We start from the raw sequence: 23,369 nt of genomic DNA, 5'->3' as shown, positions 1-23,369 counted from the left end.
TCGTCGTTGCGCTCAGGGGGTCTGTAGGTCCGGACGATAGCGCGCCAGCAGGGAGCGCACCGTGTCCATGGCGTCCACCGCGCGGCCCTTGTCGACGGCCTGGATGGCCATCACGGGGATGTATTCGTCGTCGGGCAAGTCGATCCGCGCCCAGCGGTGACCCACCGGAAACGAGACCCCGACAACGTCGGGCCATTCGATCAGTTTGTCCCCCAACAGGTTTCTCACCGATACGCCGGTGGGCCCGACCCGCAGCCGGGGGCGTGCGAACAACAGCACGGCGCCGGCAATGACCAGCCCCAGCACCACCATCGCCACCTGGTCGGCGGTCTGAAAGACCACCCCGGTGGACCTCACCTTGAGCAACAGCCCCACCGCGATGTGCGCGCCGGCGATGAGAAACGCTGCGCCGTAAGCGAACAACGGTGTGCGATGGGGACGCAGCACCGCATCCCAGGTCTGTCCGTCGGCCGACAACGTCACGACCGGGCGCGCAACTCACGCAGGGTGAGCGCCGCGGACAGCGCCGCCCCGGCCGCCTGGGCCCCTTTGTCCTCGATCGACGCCGGAAGCCCGGCTCGATCCAGCGCCTGCTCCTCGTTGTCGGTGGTCAGCACCCCGTTGGCAACCGGCGTCGACGCGTCCAGCGAAACCCGGGTCAGGCCCTGGGTCACCGCATCACAGACGTACTCGAAATGCGGTGTCTGCCCGCGGATCACGACACCCAACGCGACGACGGCATCGTGGTTACGCGTGAGCTCCTGTGCCACCACCGGGATTTCGATGGCGCCGAGCACGCGGACCACCGTGGGGTTGTCGACACCCGACTCGGCGGCGACTTTGCGGGCGCCGGCCAGCAGCGCGTCACAAATCTCGTTGTGCCAGGTGCTTGCCACGATGCCGAGCCGCACTCCAGAAGCGTCAAGCGCCGGCACTTCCGGCACACCGGCGCCACCGCTCATCGGCGCCGCTCTCCCCGGCAAGCGGGCCCGGGGCTCATAAGGCGCCCCCGAACTCACCCGGCAGATGGACGGATTCGTGAAAGTCGTCCAGCCCGACCAGGTCATGACCCATCTTGTCCCGCTTGGTCATCAGGTAACGGATGTTCTCCGCGTTGGCGCGCACCGGAAGCGGAACCCGTTCGATGATGTGCAGGCCGTACCCGTCCAGCCCGACCCGCTTGGCCGGGTTGTTGGTCAGCAACCGCATCGAGCGCACCCCGAGGTCCACCAGGATCTGCGCGCCGATTCCGTAATCCCTTGCGTCGGCGGGCAATCCGAGCTTGAGGTTGGCGTCGACGGTGTCTTCGCCGGCGTCCTGCAGCTGATAGGCCTGCAGTTTGTGCATCAGACCGATGCCGCGGCCCTCGTGGCCGCGCATGTACAGGACGATGCCGCGCCCCTCGCGGGCGACCATCGCCATCGCGGCGTCCAGCTGGGGTCCGCAGTCACAGCGGCGGGAACCGAAGACGTCACCGGTCAAGCACTCCGAGTGCACGCGCACCAGCACGTCGTCGCCGTCCGAGTCCGGCCCGGCGATGTCGCCGCGAACCAGCGCGACGTGTTCGACCTCCTCGTAGATGCTGGCGTAGCCGATGGCACGAAATTCGCCGTGCCGAGTCGGGATCCGGGCCTCGGCGATCCGGGCGATGTGCTTCTCGTGTTTGCGCCGCCACTCGATCAGGTCGGCGATGGTGATCATGGCGAGATCGTGTTCGTCGGCGAAGACCCGCAGCTCGTCGGTCTGCGCCATCGAGCCTTCGTCTTTTTGGCTGACGATCTCGCAGATCGCGCCCGCCGGCTGCAGGCCGGCCATCCGGGCCAGGTCGACCGCGGCCTCGGTGTGACCGGGGCGGCGCAGCACGCCACCGTCCTTGGCGCGCAACGGAACCACGTGACCGGGGCGGGTGAAATCGTCGGCGACGCTGGTGGGGTTGGCCAGCAAGCGCATCGTGGTAGCCCGGTCCGAAGCCGAAATCCCGGTGCCCACACCATCTCTAGCGTCGACCGTGACGGTGTAGGCGGTTCCGTGCTTGTCCTGATTCACCGCGTACATCGGCAGTAACCCCAGGCGGTCGCAGATCGCGCCGTCCAGCGGCACACACAGGTATCCCGAGGTGTAGCGCACCATGAACGCCACCATCTCCGGCGTCGCCTTCTCGGCGGCGAAGATCAGGTCGCCCTCGTTCTCACGGTCCTCGTCGTCGATGACGATGACGGCCTTGCCGGCCGCAATGTCGGCAACCGCCCTCTCGACGGAGTCCAACCTCGTCATCTCTGCTACCTCGCCGTCCCCGCTTGCGGGCGGGAACACTGTCAAAACGGCCTACACGAGAAGCCCTACGTGTTGCATTCAGTATGAACCACGCCGACACGCCGGTGATCCCGACGGCTTGATCAGCGGGACATCAACCGTTCGACGTATTTCGCGATCACGTCGACTTCGAGGTTCACCTGCGTTCCGACCGGGGCGTGGCCCAAGGTGGTCAGCTCGCGGGTGGTGGGAATCAGCGAGACCTCGAACCAGTCGCGCGGGTCGCTGCCCAGCCCGGATACCGTCAGCGAAATCCCGTCGACGGTGATCGACCCCTTCTCGACGACATAGCGGGCCACCTCCGCGGGGATCTCGATGCGCACCACCTCCCAGTGTTCGGACGGTGTACGCGCCACGATCTGCCCGGTCCCGTCGACGTGGCCCTGCACGATGTGCCCGCCCAGGCGGCTGTTGACGGCCGCGGCGCGCTCCAAGTTCACCCGGCTGCCGACCTGCAGTTCGCCCAAGTTGGACCGGTTCAGCGTTTCGCCCATCACGTCGGCGGTGAAGTGGCCGCCGGGCAGCAGCTCGGCGACGGTCAGGCACACGCCGTTGACGGCGATCGAATCGCCATGGCCCGCGTCGGCGGTCACGACGGCCCCGCGAATGGTCAACCGCGCCGCGTCGGAAAGGACGTCGCGACCCGTCACCTCGCCGAGTTCCTCGACAATTCCGGTAAACATCCCCTAAGGCTAATTGGCCCGCACGCAGGCGGATGAGCAGGGCAAACACCGTGGTATCGACCACACCGGGCCCCCGCGTTCATCAGGGGGGTCACCGGCACCCTCTACGATGCAGAGTATGCAGACCCGCCGCCGTGTATCGGCCGTTTTCGCATCCCTGACCCTCGCCACCGCCTTGATCGCCGGCTGCTCGTCCGGCTCGAAGCAGAGCGGCGCACCGCTCCCCGACGCCACGACCTTGGTCAAGCAGTCGGCCGACGCCACCAAGAATGTGAAGAGCGCGCACATCGCGCTGAGCATTCAGGGCAAGATCCCCGGGCTCCCCATCAAGACGCTGAACGGTGACCTCACCACGGCGCCGGCCACCGCCGCATCGGGTAACGCCACGATCACCCTGGGCGGGTCCGACATCGACGTCAACTTCGTGGTCGTCGACGCAATCCTCTACGCCACCCTCACCCCGAACAAGTGGAGTGATTTCGGCAAGGCGTCCGACATCTACGACGTCTCGGTGCTGCTGAACCCGGACAGCGGGCTGGGCAACGCGCTGGCGAACTTCAGCAACGCCAAGGCCGAGGGCCGCGACACCATCGACGGGCAGAGCACCATCCGGGTCAGCGGGAACGTCTCGGCCGACGCGGTGAACAAGATCGTGCCGCAATTCAACGCGACCCAGCCGGTGCCGAGCACGGTGTGGATTCAGGAGACCGGTGACCACAAGCTGGTCCGGGCCAATCTGCAGAAGAGTTCGGGCAATTCCGCCGAGATCACCCTGTCCAAGTGGGGCGAGCAGGTTCAGGTCAGCAAGCCCCCGGTGAGCTCGTGACCACACCAACCGGGCGCCGCGTCGCGATCAGCGCGGGCAGTCTGGCGGTACTCCTGGGCGCCCTGGACGCCTATGTCGTCGTGACGATCATGCGCGACATCATGACCGACGTTCACATCCCGATCAACCAGCTGCAGCGCATCACCTGGATCATCACGATGTACCTGCTGGGCTACATCGCCGCCATGCCGTTGCTGGGACGGGCTTCCGACCGGTTCGGCCGCAAGCTGGTGCTGCAGGTCAGCCTGGCGCTGTTCATGGTCGGTTCGGTGGTCACCGCGCTGGCCGGTCATTGGGGCGATTTCCACCTGCTGGTCGGTGGCCGCACCATCCAGGGTGTGGCCAGTGGCGCGCTGCTGCCGGTCACCCTCGCCCTGGGCGCCGATCTGTGGGCCCAGCGCAACCGCGCCGGTGTGCTCGGCGGTATCGGCGCCGCCCAGGAGCTCGGCAGCGTGCTGGGCCCGCTGTACGGGATCTTCATCGTCTTCTTGTTCCACGACTGGCGCTACGTGTTCTGGATCAACGTCCCGCTGACCGTCATCGCCATGGTGATGATCCAGTTCAGCCTGCCGTCGCACGAACGGACCGAAACGCCCGAGAAGGTCGACCTGGTCGGTGGTGTACTGCTGGCGGTCGCGCTGGGCCTTGCGGTGATCGGCCTGTACAACCCGGAACCCGACGGCAAGCAGATCCTGCCGAGCTACGGGTTGCCGCTGGTGATCGGCGCGGTCGTGGTCGCGGTGCTGTTCCTGCTGTGGGAGCGCTTCTCCCGGACCCGGCTGATCGAACCGGCCGGCGTGCGCTTCCGGCCGTTCCTGGCCGCGCTGGGCGCATCGTTGTGCGCGGGCGCGGCACTGATGGTGACCTTGGTCGACGTCGAGCTGTTCGGCCAGGGAGTGCTGGGACAGACCCAGGCACAGGCCGCCGGGCTGTTGCTGTGGTTCCTGATCGCCCTGCCCATCGGGGCGGTGCTGGGCGGGTGGATCGCCACCCTCGTCGGCGACCGTGCGGTGACCGTCGTCGGGTTGCTCATCGCGGCATACGGTTACTGGCTGATCCACTACTGGCGCCAGGACGTGATGGACCAGAAACACAACATTCTCGGGCTGGTGAACGTCCCCGCGCTGCACGCCGACCTGTTGGTGGCGGGTTTCGGCCTCGGGCTGGTGATCGGGCCGCTGACCTCGGCCGCGCTGCGTGTTGTCCCGTCGGCGCAACACGGCATCGCCTCGGCGGCCGTGGTGGTGGCCCGGATGACGGGCATGCTGATCGGTGTGGCCGCGCTCAGCGCGTGGGGCCTGTACCGGTTCAACCAGATCGTCGCGGGCCTGACGGCCGCGATTCCGCCGAACGCCACCCTGTTGGAGCGCATCGCCGCCCAGGGAACGATGTACCTCAAGGCCTTCGCCATGATGTACGGCGACATCTTCGCGGCCACCGTCGGCATCTGTGTGGTGGGGGCGCTGCTCGGCCTGCTGATCGGCGGCCGCAAAGAACAGGCCGAGGAACCGGAAATCCCTGAGCCGCAAGCGGTCTCGCTGAGCGAGCGCTAGGCGCGCTGCTAACCGCTGCGCGGCACCAGGCTGAGCACCACGTCGGGGCCCACCCGATCGATTCCGTCGAACTGCCAGCGCAACGCCCGCGCGATCGTCGGCACTCCGACGTCGTCCACCGCGGTGACCGGGCCGCCCAACAGGGTCGGCGCGACGTAGGCCAGGATCCGGTTCACCGCCCCGGCCCGCAGGAAGGCGCCCGCCAGGGTCGGGCCGCCCTCCAGCAGCACGTCGGTGCGGTCCGAAACCGCCTTGAGCACCTCCATGGGGTCGTGCGTCCGGATCAGCATGGTCCGCGAATCGTCGTTGAGAACCCTTGCGTCTGAAGGTATTTCCCGCATCCCCACGACCACTCGCAGTGGTTGCCGCTCGGCCAGGGAGCCGTCGGGCAGCCGGGCGGTCAGCGCCGGGTCGTCGGCCAGCGCCGTGCCGGTGCCCACCACGATCGCGTCGCACGCCGCGCGGCGGCGATGCAGATCCAGCCGGGCGGCCTCGCTGGAAATCCACTGGCTGGAGCCGTCGGCGGCCGCGCTGCGGCCATCGACGCTGCTGGCGTATTTCCACGTCAGATGCGGCAGCCCGGTCCGCTGCTTGTGCAGCCACTCCCGCAGCGGCCCGCCGGACACCTCGTCCGCCAGCACACCGGAGCGCACCGCGACGCCCGCTTCCTTCAGCCGGGCCGCGCCCCCGGCGGCCTCCGGGTTCGGGTCGGCGACCGCGTACACCACCGTGCCCACCTGCGCGTTCAGCAACGCGTTCACGCACGGCGGGGTTTTGCCGTAGTGGTTGCACGGCTCGAGGGTGACCACGACCGTCCCACCCGCCGCCAGGTCACCGGCGCGCCGCAGCGCCAGGATCTCGGCGTGGTCGCCGCCGGCCGGTTCGGTGGCCCCGACGCCGACCACCTCCCCGCCGGCGTCCAGGATGACCGCACCCACCGGCGGATTCGGATACGTCGTGCCCTTGACGAGATTGGACTGCTCGATCGCCAAGCGCATCGCGGCATCAAGGCGCTCACCCGCCGAAACGGTCATCGACGCAGGTGCGCCGACGCGCTGGCGGCCTGCCGCCGCAACGCGTCGATCGCGGCCTCCGGATCAGCAGCGCCGTACACGGCCGAGCCGGCGACGAAGCAATCGACGCCGGCTTCGGCGGCCTGCTCGATGGTGTCCGCGTTGATCCCGCCGTCGATTTCGACCAGGATCGTCAACTCCCCCGCGTCGATGAGCTTGCGCGCGGTACGCACCTTGCTCAGGACTTCGGGAATGAAGCTCTGGCCGCCGAATCCGGGCTCCACCGACATGATGAGCAGGGTGTCGAACTGCGGCAGGATTTCCAGGTACGGCTCGAGTGGCGTTCCCGGCTTCACGCTGATCCCCGCTTTGGCGCCGGCGGCACGGATGTCGCGGGCCACGCCGGTCGGATTCTGGGTGGCCTCAGCGTGGAAGGTGACGTTGTAGGCCCCCGCTTCGGCGTAGGGCGGCGCCCAGCGGTCAGGGTCCTCGATCATCAGATGGCAGTCCATCGGGATGGTGGTGGCCGCCAGCAGGCTCTCCACCACCGGCAGCCCGAAAGTCAGGTTGGGGACGAAGTGGTTGTCCATCACGTCGACGTGCAGCCAGTCGGCGCCGGTCACGGCGGCGGCTTCGTCGGCGAGCCGGGAGAAGTCAGCGGAAAGGATCGACGGTGCGATCAGGGGCCCCTTCGATGATCCCGTGTTGACAGGCATGAGCGCCAGACTACTGAGCCGCGCGGCATGGTTCACATCTGGCGGCGCTACCCCGCTTCGCGGCGCTACCCTGCTTCGCGGCGCAGCGCCACAGCGAACATGGCGTCGGTGCCGTGGCGGTGTGGCCACAGCTGCACATGGGGCCCGTCGCCCAAGTCGGTGACGGGCTCGAACAACGGGCGGGTGTCCAGCGCACTGACGGGATGGCGGCGCAGCGCGTCGGCGACCACCCCGACCGTTTCGGCCAGGTGCGGTGAGCAGGTGGCGTAGAGCACCACGCCGCCGGGTCGGGTCAGCGCGATCGCGGCGCCGAGCAACTCGCGTTGCAGCTTGGTGAGCATCGGCACGTCGGCCGGTTGGCGCCGCCACCGGGCCTCGGGCCGACGGCGCAGCGCCCCCAGCCCGGTGCAGGGCACGTCGACGAGCACCCGGTCGAACGTCGGCTCGAGGTCGGTGTGCCGGCCGTCGACCCGCAGCACGTCGACGGGCAGCCCGCGGGTGTTCTCGGCCACCAAATCGGCGCGGCGCGGGGCCGGCTCCACCGCCGTGAGCCGAAACCCGGAATCCGGGTGCTGCTGCATGCCCAGCGAGGCCAGTAGCGCCGTCTTCCCACCCGGTCCGGCGCACAGGTCCAGCCAGTGTCCGGCGTCGCCCTCGACCGGGGCCAGCGTCAGCGCCCGGGCCACCAGTTGGCTGCCCTCGTCCTGGACCAGTGCGACACCGTCGCGTACCGGCGCCAGGCGGCCGGGATCGCCGCCCGACAGGTACACCGCGTACGGCGAATAGCGGCCGACGGTGCCGCCCACCGCATCCGCCAGTTCGGCGGCGGTCAGCGCGCCGGCGCGCACGGCCAGATGCACCTGTGGCCGCTCGTCATCGCTGGCCAGCACCGCGTCGAGTTCACCCGCGGCCGCTCCCAGCGCGTCGGCGAAGGCCTGGGCGATCCACCGGGGATGGGCGTGCACGAACGCGCCATGCCCGATCGGATCCCGCGCCGGGTCCGGGGCCAGCTCCTCGACCCAGGACTTCTCGTCGCGCCCGGAAATGGTGCGCAGCACCCCGTTCACGAAACCCGCTCGCGCCGAGTCGAATTCGATGCCAGCCTGTTCGACGGTGGTGGACACCGCGGCGTGCGCGTCCACCCGGGTGCGGAGCAGCTGGTACGCGCCGAGGCGCAGCAGGTCGAGCAGCACGGGATCGATGGCTTCCGGCGAGCGTCCCGCGGCCGCGCCGATGACCGCATCCAGCAGGCCTCGGCTACGGCAGGTGCCGTAGGTCAGCTCGGTGGCGAATGCGGCGTCGCGGCCGGTGATTCCGCGTTCGCGCAGCAACGCAGGCAGGGCCAGGTTCGCGTACGCGTCGCGCTCGCTGACCGCCCGGAGCACGTCGAACGCGGCGGCCCGGGCCGGGTCGAGCGGCCGGCGCTGTTTGGGCTGGGAAGGCCGGCGATCCCGCTGGAGCGGACGGCGGTCGCGCTGCTGCGGCCGCGCCGGCTTGCGGTCAGGCCGGCCGCGCTGCGGCCTGTCACCACCGGCGCTCATGTCGCCCGCACCGCGGGATCGAGCCGGGCACCACGCACCCAGTCGATCGCATTCATGAATCTCTTTCCGGGCGGCTGGATTTGGCCCAGCCGAACAGGGTCGGAGCCGGTGCCGACCCAGACGGCTTTGCGGTCGACGTGCATAGCCCCGGGCGGCAACGGTTCTGGCGGAGCGGCCATCCCGGACGCGTTGCCGGCGTCCACCGGCCCGAGCTTGATGCGCAGGTCGCCGATCACCGTCCAGGCGCCGGGGTTGGGCGTGACCGACCGAATGCGGCGCTCCACCACGAGGGCCGGCAAGTCCCAGCGCACCCGCGCCTGCTCGACGGTGATCTTCGGCGCGACGCTGACCCCTTCGACCGGTTGGGGACGCGGCGTCAACGTCGAGTCCGCGATGCCGTCCAACGTGGTCGACAACAGTACCGCACCCGAAATAGCCAGTCGCTCAAGCAGTTCCCCGGCGGTATCGGTGGGGCGGATCGTCTCGGTCACCACTCCGTAGATCGGGCCCGAGTCCAGGCTCGGCTCGATCTGGAACGTCGAGGCCCCGGTGATGGTGTCCCCCGCGGCGATGGCCGCTTGGACCGGCGCCGCGCCGCGCCAGGCCGGCAGCAGCGAGAAATGCAGGTTGATCCAGCCCCGCGGGGGCACCGCGAGCAGGTCGTCGCGCAGCAGCGCGCCGTAAGCCACGACCGCGCAGCAGTCCGGCGCCAACCGCGACAGTTCCGCGACGAATTCCTCCGAGTTCGGCCGCGACGGCCGCAACACCGGGATGCCGCGATCGAGCGCTTCGCGGGCCACCGGCGACGGCTCCGGCTTGCCGCGCCGTCCGGCGGCCGCGTCGGGCCGGGTCAGCACCGCGGTCACCTCGTGGCGGGGTGAGTCGATGAGGCGGCGCAATGCGGGCAGCGCGGGCTCGGGGGTACCGGCGAAGACGATGCGCACCGGCTCAGTCTAGGAAGCGCCGGACGCCGACCGGACCCGCCCGAGGTGACCGGATTTGCGTGCGTACACTATTGCTCATGGCTACTATTTCTGGGAGCCATTATTCAGCGGCCTCATCACACTGCCGTTTCAGGTCGACGACGACGTCGAGACACGACCCTTCCCTTCCCCCAAGGAGGTCTGATGACCCTCGACTCCACCGTCAGCGACGCCAGCGTCGCCGCCACACATCGCACGGTTTGGGCGCTGGGCGACTACGCCCTGATGGCCGAGGAAGTGATGGCCCCGCTGGGCCCCGCCCTCGTCGAGGCCACCGGCGTCGGGCCCGGCGTCCGGGTCCTCGATGTCGCCGCCGGCTCGGGCAATATCTCGCTGCCGGCCGCCGCCACCGGCGCCGCCGTCGTCTCCACCGACCTCACGCCGGAGCTGCTCCTCCGCTCACGGGACCGGGCCGCCGCCCAGGGCTTGAGGATCGATTACCGGGAAGCCAATGCGCACGCGCTGCCGTTCAGCGACGGCGAATTCGACGTCGTCATGTCCGCGATCGGCGTGCAGTTCGCACCCGACCAGCGGCGCGCCGCCCACGAGCTGGTCCGCGTCTGCCGGCCGGGCGGGACGATCGGCGTGATCAGCTGGACCCCGGAAGGCTTCTTCGGCCGGATGCTGGCCACCATCCGGCCCTACCGGCCGAGCCTGTCGCACCCCGTGCCGCCGGCGGCGCTGTGGGGGCGCCCGGACTATGTCACCGCGCTGCTCGGTGAGCGCATCAGCGAGATCACCACGGCGCGTGACATGTTGGCGGTGAACCGCTTCGGCGGCGCCGAGGCTGTGCACACCTACTTCAAAAAGCACTACGGCCCCACGATCGAGGCCTACGCGAACATCGGCCACAACCGGGTGCTGGCCGCCGAGCTCGACGCCCAACTCATCGAACTCGCGCAGCACCACCTCGCCGACGGCACCATGGGCTGGGAGTACCTGCTGGTCACCGCGACAAAGCGCAGCGCGTAATCCCGATGGTCGCGAGCCGGCTACAGATCGAGCTCGGCGTCCAGGTGCACATCGGGCTCGCCGCCGGCCGCGGTGAACGCCGTCAGCGCCCGCACCAGCCCGTGGCGCTCCGGCGGCGGCATCTTCGCGACGATGGCCGCGATCTCGGTGCGCCGGTGCGCGGTGACCTGGCGGACGACGTCGCGGCCGCGCGTGGTCAGCGCGGCGAGCAGCTCACGCCGCGAGGTCGGGTGCGGCAGGCGGTCAATCAGTCCGGCGGCAACCAATCGGTCCACCATCCGGCCGGTGGCCGACGGCTGCACCCCCAGCAGACCCGCGAGGGTCGCCAGGTTGACCGGGCCGCGATTGGACAGGATCACCAGCGTCCGGAACTGCGCGATGGTGATGGTCTCGTCGACCTGCCCGATGGAGCGGGCCGAGATGGCTATCAGCAAACGGGAGGCCGTCAGCAATGCATCGGTGATGACATCCAATGACTCGTCAACGGTCGTGTTGTCCGCGGTCATATCGCCCCTCCCCGGATGGTTTCCGGCCTCTCGGCGGCTAAGGAATAGAAAGTGTAGCAACCTTCTAATGTCGTAAACAGAGAATATTGCATGCGCATACTGTCGCCTAGGGTAATAGTTTGTGAAGGTTATCCGACGTGCAACGGGTCGATCTGCACCCGGGCGGGCTCGTGGGTTTGCCGGGCGCTGAGCACAGCGACGCCGCGCCGCAGCGCCGCTGCGAGCGCCAGGCCCTGTCGGCGGGGAACCCGCACCAGCATTCTGGTCACCGGTGCACCGGCGGGGGTTCCCGCCGGACGTCGCGCACCGGCCGGAAGGTCCACCGGCCCGAGCAGGTCGGCGTCGAGGTCGGACAGCCCGGCCTCCTCGAGCAGCGCGGTCACGGCGGCGGGCGTTCCATCGATGGCCGCGATGTGCACACTGGGCGGCAACCCGACTTCGGTTCGGGCGGTCAGTTCGGATTCCGCGTGCCCCACCGGATCCCAGCGGATCAGCGATTGCACCGTGGCAAGCGATGATTCGGCGACCACCAGCACCACGCCGCCGTCACCGCGGGCACGGACTAGCGCGGCGGCGCTCATCCAGCGCCACAGCGCGTCCTCCCCGGCACGCAGATCTTGCCGGCCCAGCAGCGCCCACGTGTCCAACAGCAGCGCCGCCCCATAGCCACCGGAGGCGTCCGGCTCGGCTCCCGGGGTGGCGACCACCACGGCGGGGCCGGGCGCGACCTCGGGCACGACACCGTCGCCCGACGAAGTGATCACCGTCGTGCCCGGAAACGCGCGGCCCAGCTCTTCGGCGGTGCGGCGGGCCCCGACGACGACGGCGCGCACCGCATCCGACCCGCAGCGCGCGCACCGTCGCGTCGGGTCGGTCCGCCCGCACCAGCGGCAGAGCAGCGCCGCGCCCCCCTCCTGCAACGACAGCGGACCCGTGCAGTGCCGGCAACGGGCGATGGCGCGGCAGCGCGCGCACGCCAGCGACGGGACGTACCCGCGTCGCGGCACCTGCACCAGCACCGGCGCCCCGGCCTGCAGCGCCGAGCGGGCAGCGCGCAGCGCGATCGAGGGAATGCGTGCCGTGCGTGCCGCCGGGTCGCGCTCGTCGGCGTAGCCGCTGTCGTCGAGCGCAATCACCCGCGGGGTCCGGGCGCGCACCACGGGCCGTGCCGCGACGATGTCATGCGCCCATCCGCCGCGCACCAACGCGTGGGCTTCGGCGGTTCGCGCGTAGCCGCCGATCAACGCCGCGCACCGGGCCTGATGCGCGCGCAGCATCGCCACCTCGCGGGCGTGCGGGTACGGGGCCCGCGGCTCGGCCAGGCTGTCGTCGGCGTCGGCCCACACCATCACCAGACCCAAATCGCTCATCGGCGCGAACACCGCGCTGCGCGTGCCGATCACCAGCCGCGCGGTGCCGCGCAGCGCCGCCAGCCAGCGCCGGTAGCGGGCGGCCGGCCCCAGCCCGGCCGACAGGGCGACCACGCTGCCCTCGTCGATCCGCATCGTCACGGCCCGCCACAGGGCGTCCAGGTCACGCTGATCGGGAACGATCGCCAGCACCGACCGGCCGGCCCGCACCGTCTGGGCGGCGGCCTCGGCGAATCGCTCGGTCCACGGCTCGCCCGGCAGCGTCTGCCACACCGCCCGGGCGGCGCGCGACTCGGCCAGGGCGGCGAGGAACTGAGCGCCCCGGTCGTAAACGTCCCAGCCCGACGGGTCGACGGGCGCCGGCAGCGCCGGGCCCGGCGGCTCTCGGCTCACGACGGGTTCCCGCTCGACCCGGGCGTGGCGAGCCGGCACGGCCAGACGCAACACGTCGGGGCGGGTGCCCGCGTAATGCGCAGCCACCGCGTCGACCAGCCGGCGGATTTCCGGGGTGAGGACCGGTTCGGCCGACACGACGCGTTCGAGCCAGCCCAGCTTGCCGGGGTGGTCGGTGTCATTGCGGCGCTCCAGCACGAACCCGTCGACCAGCCGGCCGTGGAAGCGCACCCGGACCCGGACCCCGGGCTGGGCGTCGTCGGACTGGTCGGCCGACACCAGGTAGTCGAACTCGCGGTCCAGGTGCGGTACCGACAGCATCGGCAGCACCCGGGCGATGGGTTCCACCTCGACCGGTATGCGCCCGCTGGGGCTCACGACGCCCTCGGGCCGCGAATCATGCTGCTATCCAATGTTGTTACCGTCCGGCCCGCAGCGTACCGGGAGCATGCGACAAATCAGCCTTCAGCGGGGGCCGGAGCGTCCCGGGTGTCCTCGGCGAAGGACTCGCGGCCGAAGAAGAACCCGGCCGTGATCAGGATCTGGGCGGCCGCATACGACCACCAGATCGGCACCGCCAGCGCCTCGTTGCCCAGGATGAAGCGGCTGATGGCGATCATCGAGTCCGAGGCCGCGAAACACAGCGCCCCCACCGCCGTCCAGATCGTCGGCAGTTTCGCCAGCAGCGCCGTGCACACCATGGCGGTCAGCACCACGAGGTAGACCGTCACCGGAAGGGTCAGCTGGTCCGGGCCCAGGTGCGGCCAGAACCACACCAGCAGCGCGATCGAGGACAGACACATCAGGACCACCGCGGCGATGCGCAGCGTCGACGGCCGCTCGCCGTGCGACGACAGCGAGAACGGCGGAACCAGCGGCAGCAGGGCGGCGATAAAACACAAGTGCGCCAACAAGAATGCCGCCAAACCGACCACGAAAGACAGCGTCCACCACGGGATCGCGAGCACCCAGTCGCCGATGGCCGACAACAGCAGCGCCAGCATCAGCCACCGCCGCTCCCGAACGTGCCCGTGCCCCGCCGCGGCCAGCATCAGCAGGAACGCCATCGACGCCTTGAACGCCGGCTGCAGCACCCAGTGCCCGGTCAGCTCCATACCCGGCGGGGAGCGCAGCGCCAGCACGGTCAGGTAGATGCCGTAGCCGAGGGCCGCCCAGCCGGCCACCACCCAGGCGCCCGCCACCAGACGAGGTGCGTACGGTACGTCCATGCCCAGCTTGGATAACACAGCCGACGAGAAACCCGCGATCGACCCCATCCTGCAGAAGGTACTGGATGCGGTTCCCTTCCGGCTATCCACCGAGGACGGGATCGACGCGGCGCGGCAGCGGTTCCGCGACCTGCCGCGCAGGCCACTGCATCCCGAGCTGCGGGTCGAGGACCGCACGATTGCGGGCCCCGCGGGTTCGATCGCGGTCCGGATTTATTGGCCACCAAATCATTCCGACGGTCACCCGGGCAGCCCCGCGGCGCCCGTCGTGCTGTACTTCCACGGCGGCGGCTTCGTCATCGGCGACCTCGACACGCACGACGGCACGGCCCGTCAGCATGCCGTCGGCGCCGACGCGATCGTGGTGTCCGTCGACTACCGGCTGGCCCCCGAGCACCCCTACCCCGGCGCCGTCGAAGACGGTTGGGCCGCAACGCTTTGGGCCGCCGAGAACGCCGCCGACCTCCGGGCCGACCCGGGCCGGATCGCCGTGGCCGGGGATTCAGCGGGCGGCACCATCGCCGCCGCGGTGGCGCAGCGGGCGCGCGATAGCGGCGGACCGGCCTTGACGTTCCAGTTGTTGTGGTACCCGTCGACCATGTGGGACGCCTCGCTACCGTCCTTCGCCGAAAACGCCACCGCGCCGATTCTCGACGTCAAGGCCGTCGCCGAGTTCTCCCGCTGGTATGCGGGCGAAGTCGATCTGTCCGACCCACCGTCGGACATGGCGCCGGGGCGCGCGAAAGACCTGAGCAACCTGGCGCCGGCCTACATCGGCGTCGCCGGGTACGACCCGCTGCGCGACGACGGCCTCCGATACGGCGAACTGCTGGCGGCCGCCGGGGTCGCCGCCGACGTGCACAACGCCGAGACGCTGGTGCACGGCTACCTGGGCTATGCCGGTGTGGTGCCCGCGGCCACCGCGGCGCTCGAGCGCGGGCTGGCCGCGTTGAAGAAAGCCCTGCACCCGTAGGCTCAGCGTGAAAACGCGCTGGGCGCTACGCCACACCAGCGTTTGAACGCATGCGAAAACGTCGAGACTTCGGTGTAGCCCAGCCGGGTGGACACCTCCTCCACGGTCAGCCCGACATTGCGCAACAGGTCCACGGCCATGGTGGATCGCGCTTCGTTCAACAATGCCCGAAACGACGTTCCTTCCTCGGCGAGCCGCCGGCGCAACGTTCGCGGATGGATGTCGAGCTCCTCCGCAACATCGGGAAGCGTTGGGAACAAACCGGAATCGCGGAACAGCTTGCTGCGTACCAACGCGGTGATGCCCAGGCGGCGCTCACTGTTCTGCATCAGCACGTCGCACTGCGCCATGCACATTTCCAACGTGTGGCGGTCGGCCTGCGGTAGCGGCTCGTCGAACATCGCGCGCGGGAAGTGCAACCTGTTGTGCGCCCGGCCGAACGCGACGTCGTGAACCGGTACGAGCTCGAGCAGCGGCCGCAGCAGTTCCTCATCGACCGCCAATTCCGTCGATACCTGATCGGCATACTTTTCGGTCACCGCTAATGCGAAAGCCGTTGTAGTCGTGATGATTCCGGCGATATCACGTTCGATGAAGAATCCCCGCACATCGGCGGGCAGGTGGTCGGCGTCGAGCTCGATGACGCAGTCCTCCGCGGTTTCGAACAGTGTGAGATGGATGTGCATGGTGGTCAGCGCGAAATAGCGCATCGCGATGGAAAACAATTCCCGAAGGGTGCCACATGACATCACCGCAAATCCGAACAATCCCAAGTGGGTAAGCGTGGACCGGCTGCCCACATCCACGCCGAGGCCGCTGTGGCCCGGAAGCCGGGCCAGCAGCTGGCGCACCGCCAGGATCTCGTCGCCCGCGCTGACCATCGTGTCCGGCTTGTCGAGATCGGCCGGGTCGATCGCGGTGCCCGCCAACACGTCGCTCGTGGGCACCCCGCGCTCCCTGGCCACCTCGCACAGCACCCGGGTCGCATGCACCGGATGACTCAACGTTGACGCAGGACGTGCCATCACCTGTCCTAAATTCCCAACTCTGTGTCCGATAATCTCATTACTCGGCGCGCGCGTCACCCCTACAGTTGGAGTCATGGCGCCCCTCACCGCTGAGCGGGCCCTGACGGGACCCGCCACACGCCTGAGCTCCTGGACAATGACGCGCGAGGCCCTCACTGTCGGATTCGATGTGGGCGACGGATTCATGAGCCGCATATGCGGCACCGACATCACTCGATTTCGCTGCGCCGGTAGGCGTTTCGTCTCACTCAGTCACCCCGATTACGTCGATCACGTGCTGCACGAGGCCCGCCTGAAATACGTCAAATCCAACGAGTACGAGCCCATCCGGGCCACGGCGGGTATCAACCTGCTCACCGACGAGGGTGATTCCTGGGCCGCGCACCGCGGCCCGCTGAACCCGACCTTTGCCCGGCGCCACCTGAGCGGCATCGTCGACCTGATCATCGATCCGATCACGGCCGTCACCGACACACTGCCGACCGGGACTCGATTCGACATCCACCAGACGATGGTCGAGGCCACGCTGCGCGTGGTCGCCAATTCCCTGTTCAGCCAGGACTTCGGCCCACTGATCGAAAGCATGAACGACCTGGCGACACGCGGGCTGCGGCATGCCGAGCGGCTGCAGCGCCTCGGCTTGTGGGGCCTCATGCCGCGGCCGGTTTACGACGCGCTGCACTGGCTGGCGTTCTCCGGCGTCCGCATGCCGCCGCCGTTGCGCGACATACAGGACATCACGCTCACCCTGGACCGTGCCGTCAACGCGGTGATCGATCACCGACTGGCGCACCCGACCGACTCCGCCGACCTGCTCAACGTGTTGCTACGCGCCGACGATGGACGGTGGCCACGACAGCGGATCCGCGACGAGGCGCTGACATTCATGCTCGCCGGCCACGAAACCACCGCCAATGCCATGTCGTGGTTCTGGTATCTGATGGCGCAGCACACCGCGGCGCGCGACCGAATGCTTGACGAAATCGACGACGCGCTGGGCCCCTGCCGTCCCGCCGCCGACGACCTCGCCAGGCTGCCGTGGACCACCGCATGCCTGCAGGAATCGCAGCGTTACTTCTCGGCGGTGTGGATCCTCGCGCGGCGGGCCATCGAACACGATGTCATCGAGGGCCATCACATCCGCCGCGGCACCACCGTTCTCATCCCGATCCACCACATTCACCACGACCCGCGCTGGTGGCCGAACCCGGAGACCTTCGATCCCGGCCGGTTCTGCCCGCCGGACAAAGACCGTCCACGCTCGGCATACCTGCCCTTTGGCGGCGGCCGGCGCATCTGCATCGGACAGAGCTTCGCCCTGATGGAGATGGTGCTGATGGCGGCGATCATGAGTCAGCGCTTTACCTTTGACCTCGCGCCCGGCCATCCTGTCGAACTCGAGGCAACGCTGACCCTACGACCGAAGAACGGGATACACATGATCGGAAAGCGGCGCAAATGAACCCCGACCACCACACGCTGATCGTCGGCGCCGGATTCGCCGGGATCGGCGCCGCGATCAAGCTCGACAAGGCCGGACTGCCCGATTACCTGGTGATCGAAGCCGCCGACGGCGTCGGCGGCACCTGGCATTGGAACACCTATCCCGGTATCGCCGTGGACATTCCGTCGTTTTCCTACCAGTTCTCATTCGAGCAGAGCCCGCGCTGGTCGCGAACCTACGCCCCGGGCCGCGAACTGAAGGCCTACGCCGAACACTGCGTCGACAAGTACGGCATCCGATCGCGGATCCGGTTCAACACCAAAGTGCTCTCAGCCGAGTTCGACGACGAGCATTCCTTGTGGCGGGTGCAGACCGACCCCGGCGGCGAAGTCACCGCCAGGTTCTTGATCAGCGCCAGCGGCGTGCTTACCGTGCCGAATCTGCCCGACATCGACGGCGTGGACTCCTTCGCCGGCATCACCATGCACACCGCCCGGTGGGATCACACCCAGGACTTGGCGGGCAAGCGCGTCGCCGTGATCGGCACCGGCGCCTCGGCGGTGCAGGTCATCCCCGAAATCGCCCCAATCGTCGCCCAACTCACGGTATTTCAGCGCACCCCGATTTGGTGCTTCCCGAAGCTGGACGTACCGCTGCCCGCGCCGGTGCGCTGGGCGATGCACATTCCGGGCGGCAAAGTCGCCCAGCGGCTGCTCAGCCAGGCCTTCGTCGAGCTGACCTTCCCGATCGCGGCGCAATACTTCACGGTGTTCCCGATGGCCAAGAGGATGAAGTCGGCCGGGCTTTCCTATCTGCGTCAGCAGGTCCACGACGCCACGGTGCGCGAGCAACTCACCCCGCACTACGCCGTCGGCTGCAAACGGCCTGGCTTCCACAACACCTATCTGGCCACCTTCAACCGCGACAATGTGCGACTGGTCACCGAACCGATCGACAAGATCACGCCCGCAGCGGTGGCCACCACCGACGGCACCGACCACGAGGTCGACGTGCTGCTGTTGGCAACGGGATTCAAAGTGATGGACACCGACAGCTTGCCGACCTTTGCGATCACCGGCAGCAACGGCACGACGCTGAGCAGGTTCTGGGACGAACACCGGCTACAGGCCTATGAGGGTGTCAGCGTGCCCAAATTCCCCAATCTGTTCAGCGTGATGGGCCCGTATGGCTATGTGGGCTCGTCGTATTTCGCACTGATCGAGACCCAGACCCACCACATCGTGCGGTGTCTGAAGCAGGCCCGCCGCGAGCGTGCCACGCGGGTCGAGGTCACCAAGGAGGCCAACGACCGGTACTTCGCCGAGATGATGCGCAAGCGGCATCGTCAGGTCTTCTGGCAGGACAGTTGCCGGCTGGCCAACAGCTATTACTTCGACAAGAACGGCGACGTGCCGCTGCGCCCCTCGACGACGCTGGAGGCCTACTGGCGCAGCCGGCGATTCGATTTGGACGACTACCGCTTCACCGGTTAGCGGCTACGCTGCACGGGTGGCGAAGGAATTTCCCGGTATCGACGCGTCGCTGCGCGACTTCATCGCCGAACAGGCCGTTTTCTTCGTCGCCACCGCCCCCTCCGAGGGAGGGCGAATCAACCTGTCCCCCAAGGGATATTGCGACACGTTCGCGGTGCTCGACGATCGCACCGTGGCCTACCTGGATCTGTTCGGCAGCGGTGTCGAGACGATCGCCCATCTGCGCGACAACGGCCGGATCACCGTCATGTTCTGCTCGTTCACGCGCAGCTCGCGGATCCTGCGCCTGTTCGGAACCGGGCGGGTCATTCGGCCCGACGCCGCCGAATTCGCCGATCTCATAGGGCATTTCGGCGATCAACATGCGGGCGTCCGCGCCGTCATCGTGGTCGATGTGGAGCGAATCGCCGACGCCTGCGGATTCGCGGTGCCCTACTACGAGCTGGTCGACGAACGCCCGGTACTCGACGCGCATCACAACCAGGCGACCGATGCGGCCTATGCGCGGCTTATCAGCCGCAACCGGCGCAGCATCGACGGGCTGCCCGCGCTGGATTCCGACCATCCGGCGCCGCGGCGGTGACCTGCCGAACGTGACACTGCAGTCACGTTCGCTCGCGAGGTGCCTAGATGGCGCGCTTGAGGTCGTCGACCATATTCAGCTGCTCCCAGGGCAGTTCGACGTCGGTGCGGCCGAAGTGCCCGTAGGCGGCGGTCTGCGCGTAGATCGGCCGCAGCAGGTCCAGGTCGCGGATGATCGCGCCGGGACGCAGGTCGAACACCTCCGGAACAATCTTCTCGATCTTGACCGGGTCGACAGTCGCGGTGCCGAAGGTCTCGATGAACAGGCCGACCGGCGCGGCCTTACCGATGGCGTAGGCCACCTGCACCTCGACCCGCTCCGCCAGCCCGGCGGCGACGATGTTCTTTGCCACCCAGCGCATCGCGTACGCCGCCGAGCGGTCCACCTTGGACGGATCCTTGCCGGAGAACGCCCCGCCGCCGTGCCGCGCCCATCCGCCGTAGGTGTCGACGATGATCTTGCGGCCGGTCAACCCCGCGTCGCCCATCGGCCCGCCGACGACGAACTTGCCGGTCGGGTTGACCAGCAGCCGCGTCGAGGAGGTGTCCAACGTGTCGTGCGCCAGGTCGTTGAGCACGGTGTTGAGCACCTTTTCCCGGATGTCGGGGGTCAGGGTGTTCTCCAGGTCGATGTCGGCCGCGTGCTGGGTGGAGATCACCACGGTGTCCAGCCGGACCGGGACGTCATCCTCGAATTCGATGGTGACCTGCGTCTTGCCGTCCGGGCGCAGGTAGGGCAGCACGCCGTTCTTGCGTACCTCGGTCAGCCGGCGCGACAGGCGGTGGGCCAGCGCGATGGGCAGCGGCATCCGCTCGGGGGTGTCGTTGATCGCGTAGCCGAACATCAGGCCCTGATCGCCGGCGCCCTGGGCGTCCAGCGGGTCGGCCGCGCCCTCGACGCGGGTCTCGTGGGCGGTGTCGACGCCCTGGGCGATGTCGGGCGACTGCGCGCCGATGCCGATGTTCACCCCGCAGGACGTCCCGTCGAAGCCCTTGTCCGACGAGTCGTAGCCGATGTCGAGGATCCGGGCGCGGACCGTGTTGGCGATGTCGGCGAACGCATCTTTGGCCGTTGTCGTCACCTCGCCGACCACGTGCACCTGCCCGGTGGTCACCAACGTCTCGACCGCGACACGTGAGCGGGGGTCCTGCGCCAGCAGCGCGTCGAGGACCGAGTCGCTGATCGCGTCACAGATTTTGTCGGGATGCCCCTCAGTCACCGACTCACTGGTAAACAGGCGACCCTTTTCGCTCATGCCAATCCTTCCAAATAGTTAGTCAACCGAATTATATCGGCTCGCGTCAGCCCGGCCGGCACCCCGTCCCGGTGCCGAGAAGAACTCGACCGCCCTACCCGCTGTCCCCGCGCAGGAACGCGGCGATCGCATCCACGATACGACTGGCCATCAAGGTCTTGGAGCCGTGCTGCAGCGCCGACTCGGTGCCGTCGGATGCCAGCAGCCAGCCGTCGTTGCTGTCCACCTCGAACGCGCGGCCCTCGCCGACGGCGTTGACCACCAGCAGATCACAGCCCTTCCGCCCCAGCTTGGCGCGGGCGTGAAACAGCACATCGCCGTTGGCATCCCCGGTCTCGGCGGCAAAGCCCACGATGGCCCGCATGTTGGGCAGCTGCCCGTGCGCCCGGGCCCGCACGGCCCCGGCGAGCACGTCGTCGTTGCGCACCAGCTCGATCGTCGGGGGCGCGGCGTCTTCTGAAGCGCCTTTTTTGATCTTGGCGGCGGCAACGTGCGCGGGCCGGAAGTCGGCGACCGCGGCGGCCATCACCAGCACGTCGGCCTCCGGGGCGCGCTTGGACACGGCGTCGCCCAGTTGGCTCGCCGAGCTGACATGGACCACCTCGACACCGGCTGGATCGATCAGCCCGGCGGTATGGCCGGCGATCAGCGTGACCTCGGCGCCGCGCTGGGCCGCCACCCGCGCCACCGCATAGCCCTGCTTGCCGGAGCTGCGGTTGCCGATGAAGCGCACCGGATCGACCGGTTCGCGGGTGCCGCCGGCAGTCACCAGCATTTTGCAGCCGGCGAGGTCGTAGGGCAGCGCGTCGTGGCGTTCCAGCAGCAGGTGAGCCAGGGTGGTGATCTCCTCGGCTTCGGGCAGCCGGCCCGACCCGCTGTCTGTCCCGGTGAGTCGCCCGGCGGCGGGCTCGAGCACCACCGCACCCCGCGCGCGCAATGTGGCCACGTTGTCGACAGTGGCCGGGTGCAACCACATCTCGGTGTGCATCGCCGGCGCGAACAGCACCGGACATCGCGCCGTGAGCAGGGTGGCGGTCAGCAGATCGTCGGCCCGGCCGTGCACCGCCCGGGCCAGCAGATCCGCCGTGGCCGGGGCCACCACAACCAGGTCGGCCTGCTTGCCGAGCTGGACGTGTGGAACCTCGGGCACGTCGTTGAAGACGCCGGTGTGCACCGGCTGGCCGGAGAGCGCCTCAAAGGTGGCGGCCCCGACGAAACGCAACGCGGACTCGGTCGGAATGACCCGGATGGAATGACCGGCCTCGGACAGCTGACGAACGACGGTGCACGCCTTATAGGCGGCGATACCGCCGGAGACACCGACTACGACTCGTTTGGGGATCCGCGTGCGGTCCACAGCGCGCCCGGCCCGGCCCTGTTACTCGCCCTCGGTGTGCTCGAGCAGGTCGCCGTGGATCTCGCGGAGCGCGATCGAGAGCGGCTTTTCCTGTAGCCCGGGCTCGACCAGCGGCCCCACGTATTCGAGGATGCCCTCACCGAGCTGGTTGTAGTAATCGTTGATCTGACGGGCCCGCTTGGCCGCGTAGATGACCAGGGCGTACTTGCTCGAGACGCGGTCCAGCAGCTCGTCGATGGGCGGGTTGGTGATGCCCAACGGAGTGTCGTATGCGCCCTGTCCCCCGGCGGCGGGATCGAACCGGTCGGGGACGGCGGCCAGCGCCGAGTCGGACTGCGGAATAGTCACTGAGGTCAATCTCCTTGGCGTTCGAAGGCGGGCTAGAGGACCAAACGGCCTGATAGCCGCTAAAAATTCGGTGCTCAATCTTGATTGGATGTGGTCTGACTTCTGGTCTGGCCAGCCGGGTCATGCCGGTCCGGCGCAGTTCCCACCAGCAAGGATACCAATTCGGCGCACGCAGACTCCAATCGACTGTTGACGACCACCCGGTCGAAGTCGTCTCGGGCCGCCATTTCGATGCGCGCTGTCTCCAGGCGCCGCTGCATGACCTCCGCGGTCTCGGTGCCGCGGCCGACCAACCTGGCCTCCAAGTCCTCCCAGCTGGGCGGTGCCAAAAACACCGTCAGGGCCTCGGGCATCGCCTGTTTCACGGCCCTGGCTCCGGCCAGGTCAACCTCGATCAGGACCGGAAATCCGCGGGCGGTGGCGGCCCGAACCGGCTCGGCCAAGGTGCCCGAGCGGTGTAGCCCCGCGTGAATTTCGGCCCACTCCAGCAGGGCGCCCTCGTCGATGAGCTGCTGGAAGCGGACGGGGCTGACGAAGTGGTAATCGACACCGTCGACCTCGCCGGGCCGCGGCGCCCGCGTGGTGGCCGAGACGCTGAAATGCAGGTTCGGCACCCGCTCGCGCAGACACCGGACCACCGTCGACTTGCCGACCGCTGAGGGACCGGACAGCACGACCACACGTCCGTCACCCGATGGTTCGGGACGTGCCCCGTGCTGGACGTCCGGTCCCCCGCCGGTGCTCACAGGCGCTCCTGGGCAGGTGCACCCACGGCTTGGGTCGGAGTGCC

General features: G+C 68.7%; 23 protein-coding genes. 7 read left to right on the top strand and 16 right to left on the bottom strand.

Annotated features, from left to right (window positions below; translation table 11 throughout):
* Nucleotides 1-12: 12 nt before the first annotated feature.
* The 4 genes from Q0W90_RS05095 to Q0W90_RS05080 form a co-directional block, all read right to left on the bottom strand.
* Nucleotides 13-477 (bottom strand): PH domain-containing protein, encoded by a 465-nt coding sequence (locus tag Q0W90_RS05095; protein ID WP_297699242.1) that lies wholly within the window; start codon nucleotides 475-477, stop codon nucleotides 13-15.
* Between the two features lie 2 nt (nucleotides 478-479).
* Entirely contained in the window at nucleotides 480-962 is a 483-nt protein-coding gene (ribH, locus tag Q0W90_RS05090; protein ID WP_297596229.1) for a 6,7-dimethyl-8-ribityllumazine synthase, read from the bottom strand.
* A gap of 34 nt (nucleotides 963-996) precedes the next feature.
* A complete protein-coding gene (locus tag Q0W90_RS05085; protein ID WP_297699229.1) occupies nucleotides 997-2,274 on the bottom strand; it encodes a bifunctional 3,4-dihydroxy-2-butanone-4-phosphate synthase/GTP cyclohydrolase II in 1,278 nt (425 codons plus the stop codon).
* Between the two features lie 122 nt (nucleotides 2,275-2,396).
* Nucleotides 2,397-2,996, bottom strand: a complete 600-nt coding sequence (locus Q0W90_RS05080) for a riboflavin synthase (RefSeq protein WP_297601206.1) — start codon at nucleotides 2,994-2,996, stop codon at nucleotides 2,397-2,399.
* A 109-nt stretch (nucleotides 2,997-3,105) separates the two neighbouring features.
* Between Q0W90_RS05080 and Q0W90_RS05075 the strand changes: the two genes are divergently transcribed.
* Nucleotides 3,106-3,822: an LppX_LprAFG lipoprotein gene (locus Q0W90_RS05075; protein ID WP_297601209.1), complete on the top strand. Its 717-nt coding sequence runs from the start codon at nucleotides 3,106-3,108 to the stop codon at nucleotides 3,820-3,822.
* Nucleotides 3,819-5,375 (top strand): MFS transporter, encoded by a 1,557-nt coding sequence (locus Q0W90_RS05070; protein WP_297601212.1) that lies wholly within the window; start codon nucleotides 3,819-3,821, stop codon nucleotides 5,373-5,375. The genes Q0W90_RS05075 and Q0W90_RS05070 overlap by 4 nt, the downstream gene beginning before the upstream one ends.
* An 8-nt stretch (nucleotides 5,376-5,383) precedes the next feature.
* On the opposite strand, the gene ribD is transcribed toward Q0W90_RS05070, so the two are convergent.
* The 4 genes from ribD to fmt all read right to left on the bottom strand — a co-directional run bounded on the left by ribD (nucleotide 5,384) and on the right by fmt (nucleotide 9,589).
* Nucleotides 5,384-6,409, bottom strand: coding sequence for a bifunctional diaminohydroxyphosphoribosylaminopyrimidine deaminase/5-amino-6-(5-phosphoribosylamino)uracil reductase RibD (gene ribD / locus Q0W90_RS05065; protein ID WP_297699231.1), 1,026 nt, complete (start codon nucleotides 6,407-6,409; stop codon nucleotides 5,384-5,386).
* Nucleotides 6,406-7,104: a ribulose-phosphate 3-epimerase gene (gene rpe / locus Q0W90_RS05060; protein ID WP_297601217.1), complete on the bottom strand. Its 699-nt coding sequence runs from the start codon at nucleotides 7,102-7,104 to the stop codon at nucleotides 6,406-6,408. Before rpe ends, ribD begins: the two co-directional genes overlap by 4 nt.
* A 65-nt stretch (nucleotides 7,105-7,169) precedes the next feature.
* On the bottom strand, nucleotides 7,170-8,645 hold the full coding sequence (locus Q0W90_RS05055; protein WP_297773466.1) for a transcription antitermination factor NusB: 1,476 nt from the start codon (nucleotides 8,643-8,645) through the stop codon (nucleotides 7,170-7,172).
* Nucleotides 8,642-9,589 (bottom strand): methionyl-tRNA formyltransferase, encoded by a 948-nt coding sequence (gene fmt / locus Q0W90_RS05050; protein WP_297773464.1) that lies wholly within the window; start codon nucleotides 9,587-9,589, stop codon nucleotides 8,642-8,644. Before fmt ends, Q0W90_RS05055 begins: the two co-directional genes overlap by 4 nt.
* Before the next feature lie 183 nt (nucleotides 9,590-9,772).
* On the opposite strand from fmt, the gene Q0W90_RS05045 reads away from it, so the two are divergent.
* A complete protein-coding gene (locus Q0W90_RS05045) occupies nucleotides 9,773-10,600 on the top strand; it encodes a methyltransferase domain-containing protein (protein ID WP_297773462.1) in 828 nt (275 codons plus the stop codon).
* Nucleotides 10,601-10,620: 20 nt separating this feature from the next.
* Here the strand turns inward: Q0W90_RS05045 and Q0W90_RS05040 are convergent, their stop codons facing one another.
* The 3 genes from Q0W90_RS05040 to Q0W90_RS05030 all read right to left on the bottom strand — a co-directional run bounded on the left by Q0W90_RS05040 (nucleotide 10,621) and on the right by Q0W90_RS05030 (nucleotide 14,098).
* Nucleotides 10,621-11,106 carry a MarR family transcriptional regulator gene (locus Q0W90_RS05040; protein ID WP_297699240.1) on the bottom strand — a complete coding sequence of 162 codons (486 nt, stop codon included), beginning with the start codon at nucleotides 11,104-11,106 and terminating at the stop codon, nucleotides 10,621-10,623.
* Between the two features lie 128 nt (nucleotides 11,107-11,234).
* Nucleotides 11,235-13,247, bottom strand: a complete 2,013-nt coding sequence (locus Q0W90_RS05035; RefSeq protein WP_297773459.1) for a primosomal protein N' — start codon at nucleotides 13,245-13,247, stop codon at nucleotides 11,235-11,237.
* A gap of 80 nt (nucleotides 13,248-13,327) precedes the next feature.
* Nucleotides 13,328-14,098, bottom strand: a complete 771-nt coding sequence (locus tag Q0W90_RS05030) for a lysoplasmalogenase (RefSeq protein WP_297773457.1) — start codon at nucleotides 14,096-14,098, stop codon at nucleotides 13,328-13,330.
* On the opposite strand from Q0W90_RS05030, the gene Q0W90_RS05025 reads away from it, so the two are divergent.
* The gene (locus tag Q0W90_RS05025) at nucleotides 14,097-15,071 is read left to right on the top strand and encodes an alpha/beta hydrolase (RefSeq protein ID WP_297773455.1); all 975 of its coding nucleotides are present in this window, start codon (nucleotides 14,097-14,099) and stop codon (nucleotides 15,069-15,071) included. The two genes, Q0W90_RS05030 and Q0W90_RS05025, sit on opposite strands and share 2 nt — an antisense overlap.
* Before the next feature lie 2 nt (nucleotides 15,072-15,073).
* On the opposite strand, the gene Q0W90_RS05020 is transcribed toward Q0W90_RS05025, so the two are convergent.
* Complete coding sequence (locus Q0W90_RS05020) at nucleotides 15,074-16,096, bottom strand: AraC family transcriptional regulator (RefSeq protein ID WP_297601189.1); 1,023 nt, start codon at nucleotides 16,094-16,096, stop codon at nucleotides 15,074-15,076.
* 76 nt (nucleotides 16,097-16,172) lie between these two features.
* Between Q0W90_RS05020 and Q0W90_RS05015 the strand changes: the two genes are divergently transcribed.
* From Q0W90_RS05015 to Q0W90_RS05005, 3 genes are read left to right on the top strand one after another with little or no spacing between them, the layout of a single operon-like run.
* On the top strand, nucleotides 16,173-17,561 hold the full coding sequence (locus tag Q0W90_RS05015; protein ID WP_297773453.1) for a cytochrome P450: 1,389 nt from the start codon (nucleotides 16,173-16,175) through the stop codon (nucleotides 17,559-17,561).
* Entirely contained in the window at nucleotides 17,558-19,036 is a 1,479-nt protein-coding gene (locus tag Q0W90_RS05010) for an NAD(P)/FAD-dependent oxidoreductase (protein ID WP_297601195.1), read from the top strand. Before Q0W90_RS05015 ends, Q0W90_RS05010 begins: the two co-directional genes overlap by 4 nt.
* A gap of 16 nt (nucleotides 19,037-19,052) precedes the next feature.
* The gene (locus tag Q0W90_RS05005) at nucleotides 19,053-19,619 is read left to right on the top strand and encodes a pyridoxamine 5'-phosphate oxidase family protein (protein ID WP_297773451.1); all 567 of its coding nucleotides are present in this window, start codon (nucleotides 19,053-19,055) and stop codon (nucleotides 19,617-19,619) included.
* Nucleotides 19,620-19,662: 43 nt separating this feature from the next.
* Here Q0W90_RS05005 and metK read toward each other — a convergent pair whose 3' ends face one another.
* The 4 genes from metK to gmk form a co-directional block, all read right to left on the bottom strand.
* Nucleotides 19,663-20,874 (bottom strand): methionine adenosyltransferase, encoded by a 1,212-nt coding sequence (gene metK / locus Q0W90_RS05000; RefSeq protein WP_297773449.1) that lies wholly within the window; start codon nucleotides 20,872-20,874, stop codon nucleotides 19,663-19,665.
* Between the two features lie 94 nt (nucleotides 20,875-20,968).
* The gene (coaBC, locus tag Q0W90_RS04995) at nucleotides 20,969-22,231 is read right to left on the bottom strand and encodes a bifunctional phosphopantothenoylcysteine decarboxylase/phosphopantothenate--cysteine ligase CoaBC (protein WP_297773446.1); all 1,263 of its coding nucleotides are present in this window, start codon (nucleotides 22,229-22,231) and stop codon (nucleotides 20,969-20,971) included.
* A gap of 21 nt (nucleotides 22,232-22,252) precedes the next feature.
* Nucleotides 22,253-22,579 (bottom strand): DNA-directed RNA polymerase subunit omega, encoded by a 327-nt coding sequence (gene rpoZ / locus Q0W90_RS04990; protein WP_297701074.1) that lies wholly within the window; start codon nucleotides 22,577-22,579, stop codon nucleotides 22,253-22,255.
* A gap of 74 nt (nucleotides 22,580-22,653) precedes the next feature.
* Nucleotides 22,654-23,325 carry a guanylate kinase gene (gene gmk, locus Q0W90_RS04985; RefSeq protein ID WP_297701072.1) on the bottom strand — a complete coding sequence of 224 codons (672 nt, stop codon included), beginning with the start codon at nucleotides 23,323-23,325 and terminating at the stop codon, nucleotides 22,654-22,656.
* Between the last annotated feature and the right edge of the window lie 44 nt (nucleotides 23,326-23,369).

It is taken from the genome of Mycobacterium sp., assembly GCF_025933915.1.
In the GTDB taxonomy this organism is placed as follows: domain Bacteria; phylum Actinomycetota; class Actinomycetes; order Mycobacteriales; family Mycobacteriaceae; genus Mycobacterium.
Note: the sequence above shows the minus strand (reverse complement) of the source record. Positions and strands in the feature narration are given on the sequence as shown.

What these genes read in the sequence shown, in the direction of transcription:
- ribH (WP_297596229.1), bottom strand. Translation starts at nt 962, where the DNA reads ATGAGCGGTGGCGCCGGTGTGCCGGAAGTGCCGGCGCTTGACGCTTCT.
- Q0W90_RS05045 (WP_297773462.1), top strand. Translation starts at nt 9,773, where the DNA reads ATGACCCTCGACTCCACCGTCAGCGACGCCAGCGTCGCCGCCACACAT.
- Q0W90_RS05025 (WP_297773455.1), top strand. Translation starts at nt 14,097, where the DNA reads ATGCCCAGCTTGGATAACACAGCCGACGAGAAACCCGCGATCGACCCC.
- Q0W90_RS05010 (WP_297601195.1), top strand. Translation starts at nt 17,558, where the DNA reads ATGAACCCCGACCACCACACGCTGATCGTCGGCGCCGGATTCGCCGGG.
- Q0W90_RS05080 (WP_297601206.1), bottom strand. Translation starts at nt 2,996, where the DNA reads ATGTTTACCGGAATTGTCGAGGAACTCGGCGAGGTGACGGGTCGCGAC.
- rpe (WP_297601217.1), bottom strand. Translation starts at nt 7,104, where the DNA reads ATGCCTGTCAACACGGGATCATCGAAGGGGCCCCTGATCGCACCGTCG.
- Q0W90_RS05085 (WP_297699229.1), bottom strand. Translation starts at nt 2,274, where the DNA reads ATGACGAGGTTGGACTCCGTCGAGAGGGCGGTTGCCGACATTGCGGCC.
- Q0W90_RS05015 (WP_297773453.1), top strand. Translation starts at nt 16,173, where the DNA reads ATGGCGCCCCTCACCGCTGAGCGGGCCCTGACGGGACCCGCCACACGC.
- Q0W90_RS05040 (WP_297699240.1), bottom strand. Translation starts at nt 11,106, where the DNA reads ATGACCGCGGACAACACGACCGTTGACGAGTCATTGGATGTCATCACC.
- Q0W90_RS05075 (WP_297601209.1), top strand. Translation starts at nt 3,106, where the DNA reads ATGCAGAGTATGCAGACCCGCCGCCGTGTATCGGCCGTTTTCGCATCC.
- Q0W90_RS05020 (WP_297601189.1), bottom strand. Translation starts at nt 16,096, where the DNA reads ATGGCACGTCCTGCGTCAACGTTGAGTCATCCGGTGCATGCGACCCGG.
- Q0W90_RS05030 (WP_297773457.1), bottom strand. Translation starts at nt 14,098, where the DNA reads ATGGACGTACCGTACGCACCTCGTCTGGTGGCGGGCGCCTGGGTGGTG.
- metK (WP_297773449.1), bottom strand. Translation starts at nt 20,874, where the DNA reads ATGAGCGAAAAGGGTCGCCTGTTTACCAGTGAGTCGGTGACTGAGGGG.
- Q0W90_RS05055 (WP_297773466.1), bottom strand. Translation starts at nt 8,645, where the DNA reads ATGAGCGCCGGTGGTGACAGGCCGCAGCGCGGCCGGCCTGACCGCAAG.
- ribD (WP_297699231.1), bottom strand. Translation starts at nt 6,409, where the DNA reads ATGACCGTTTCGGCGGGTGAGCGCCTTGATGCCGCGATGCGCTTGGCG.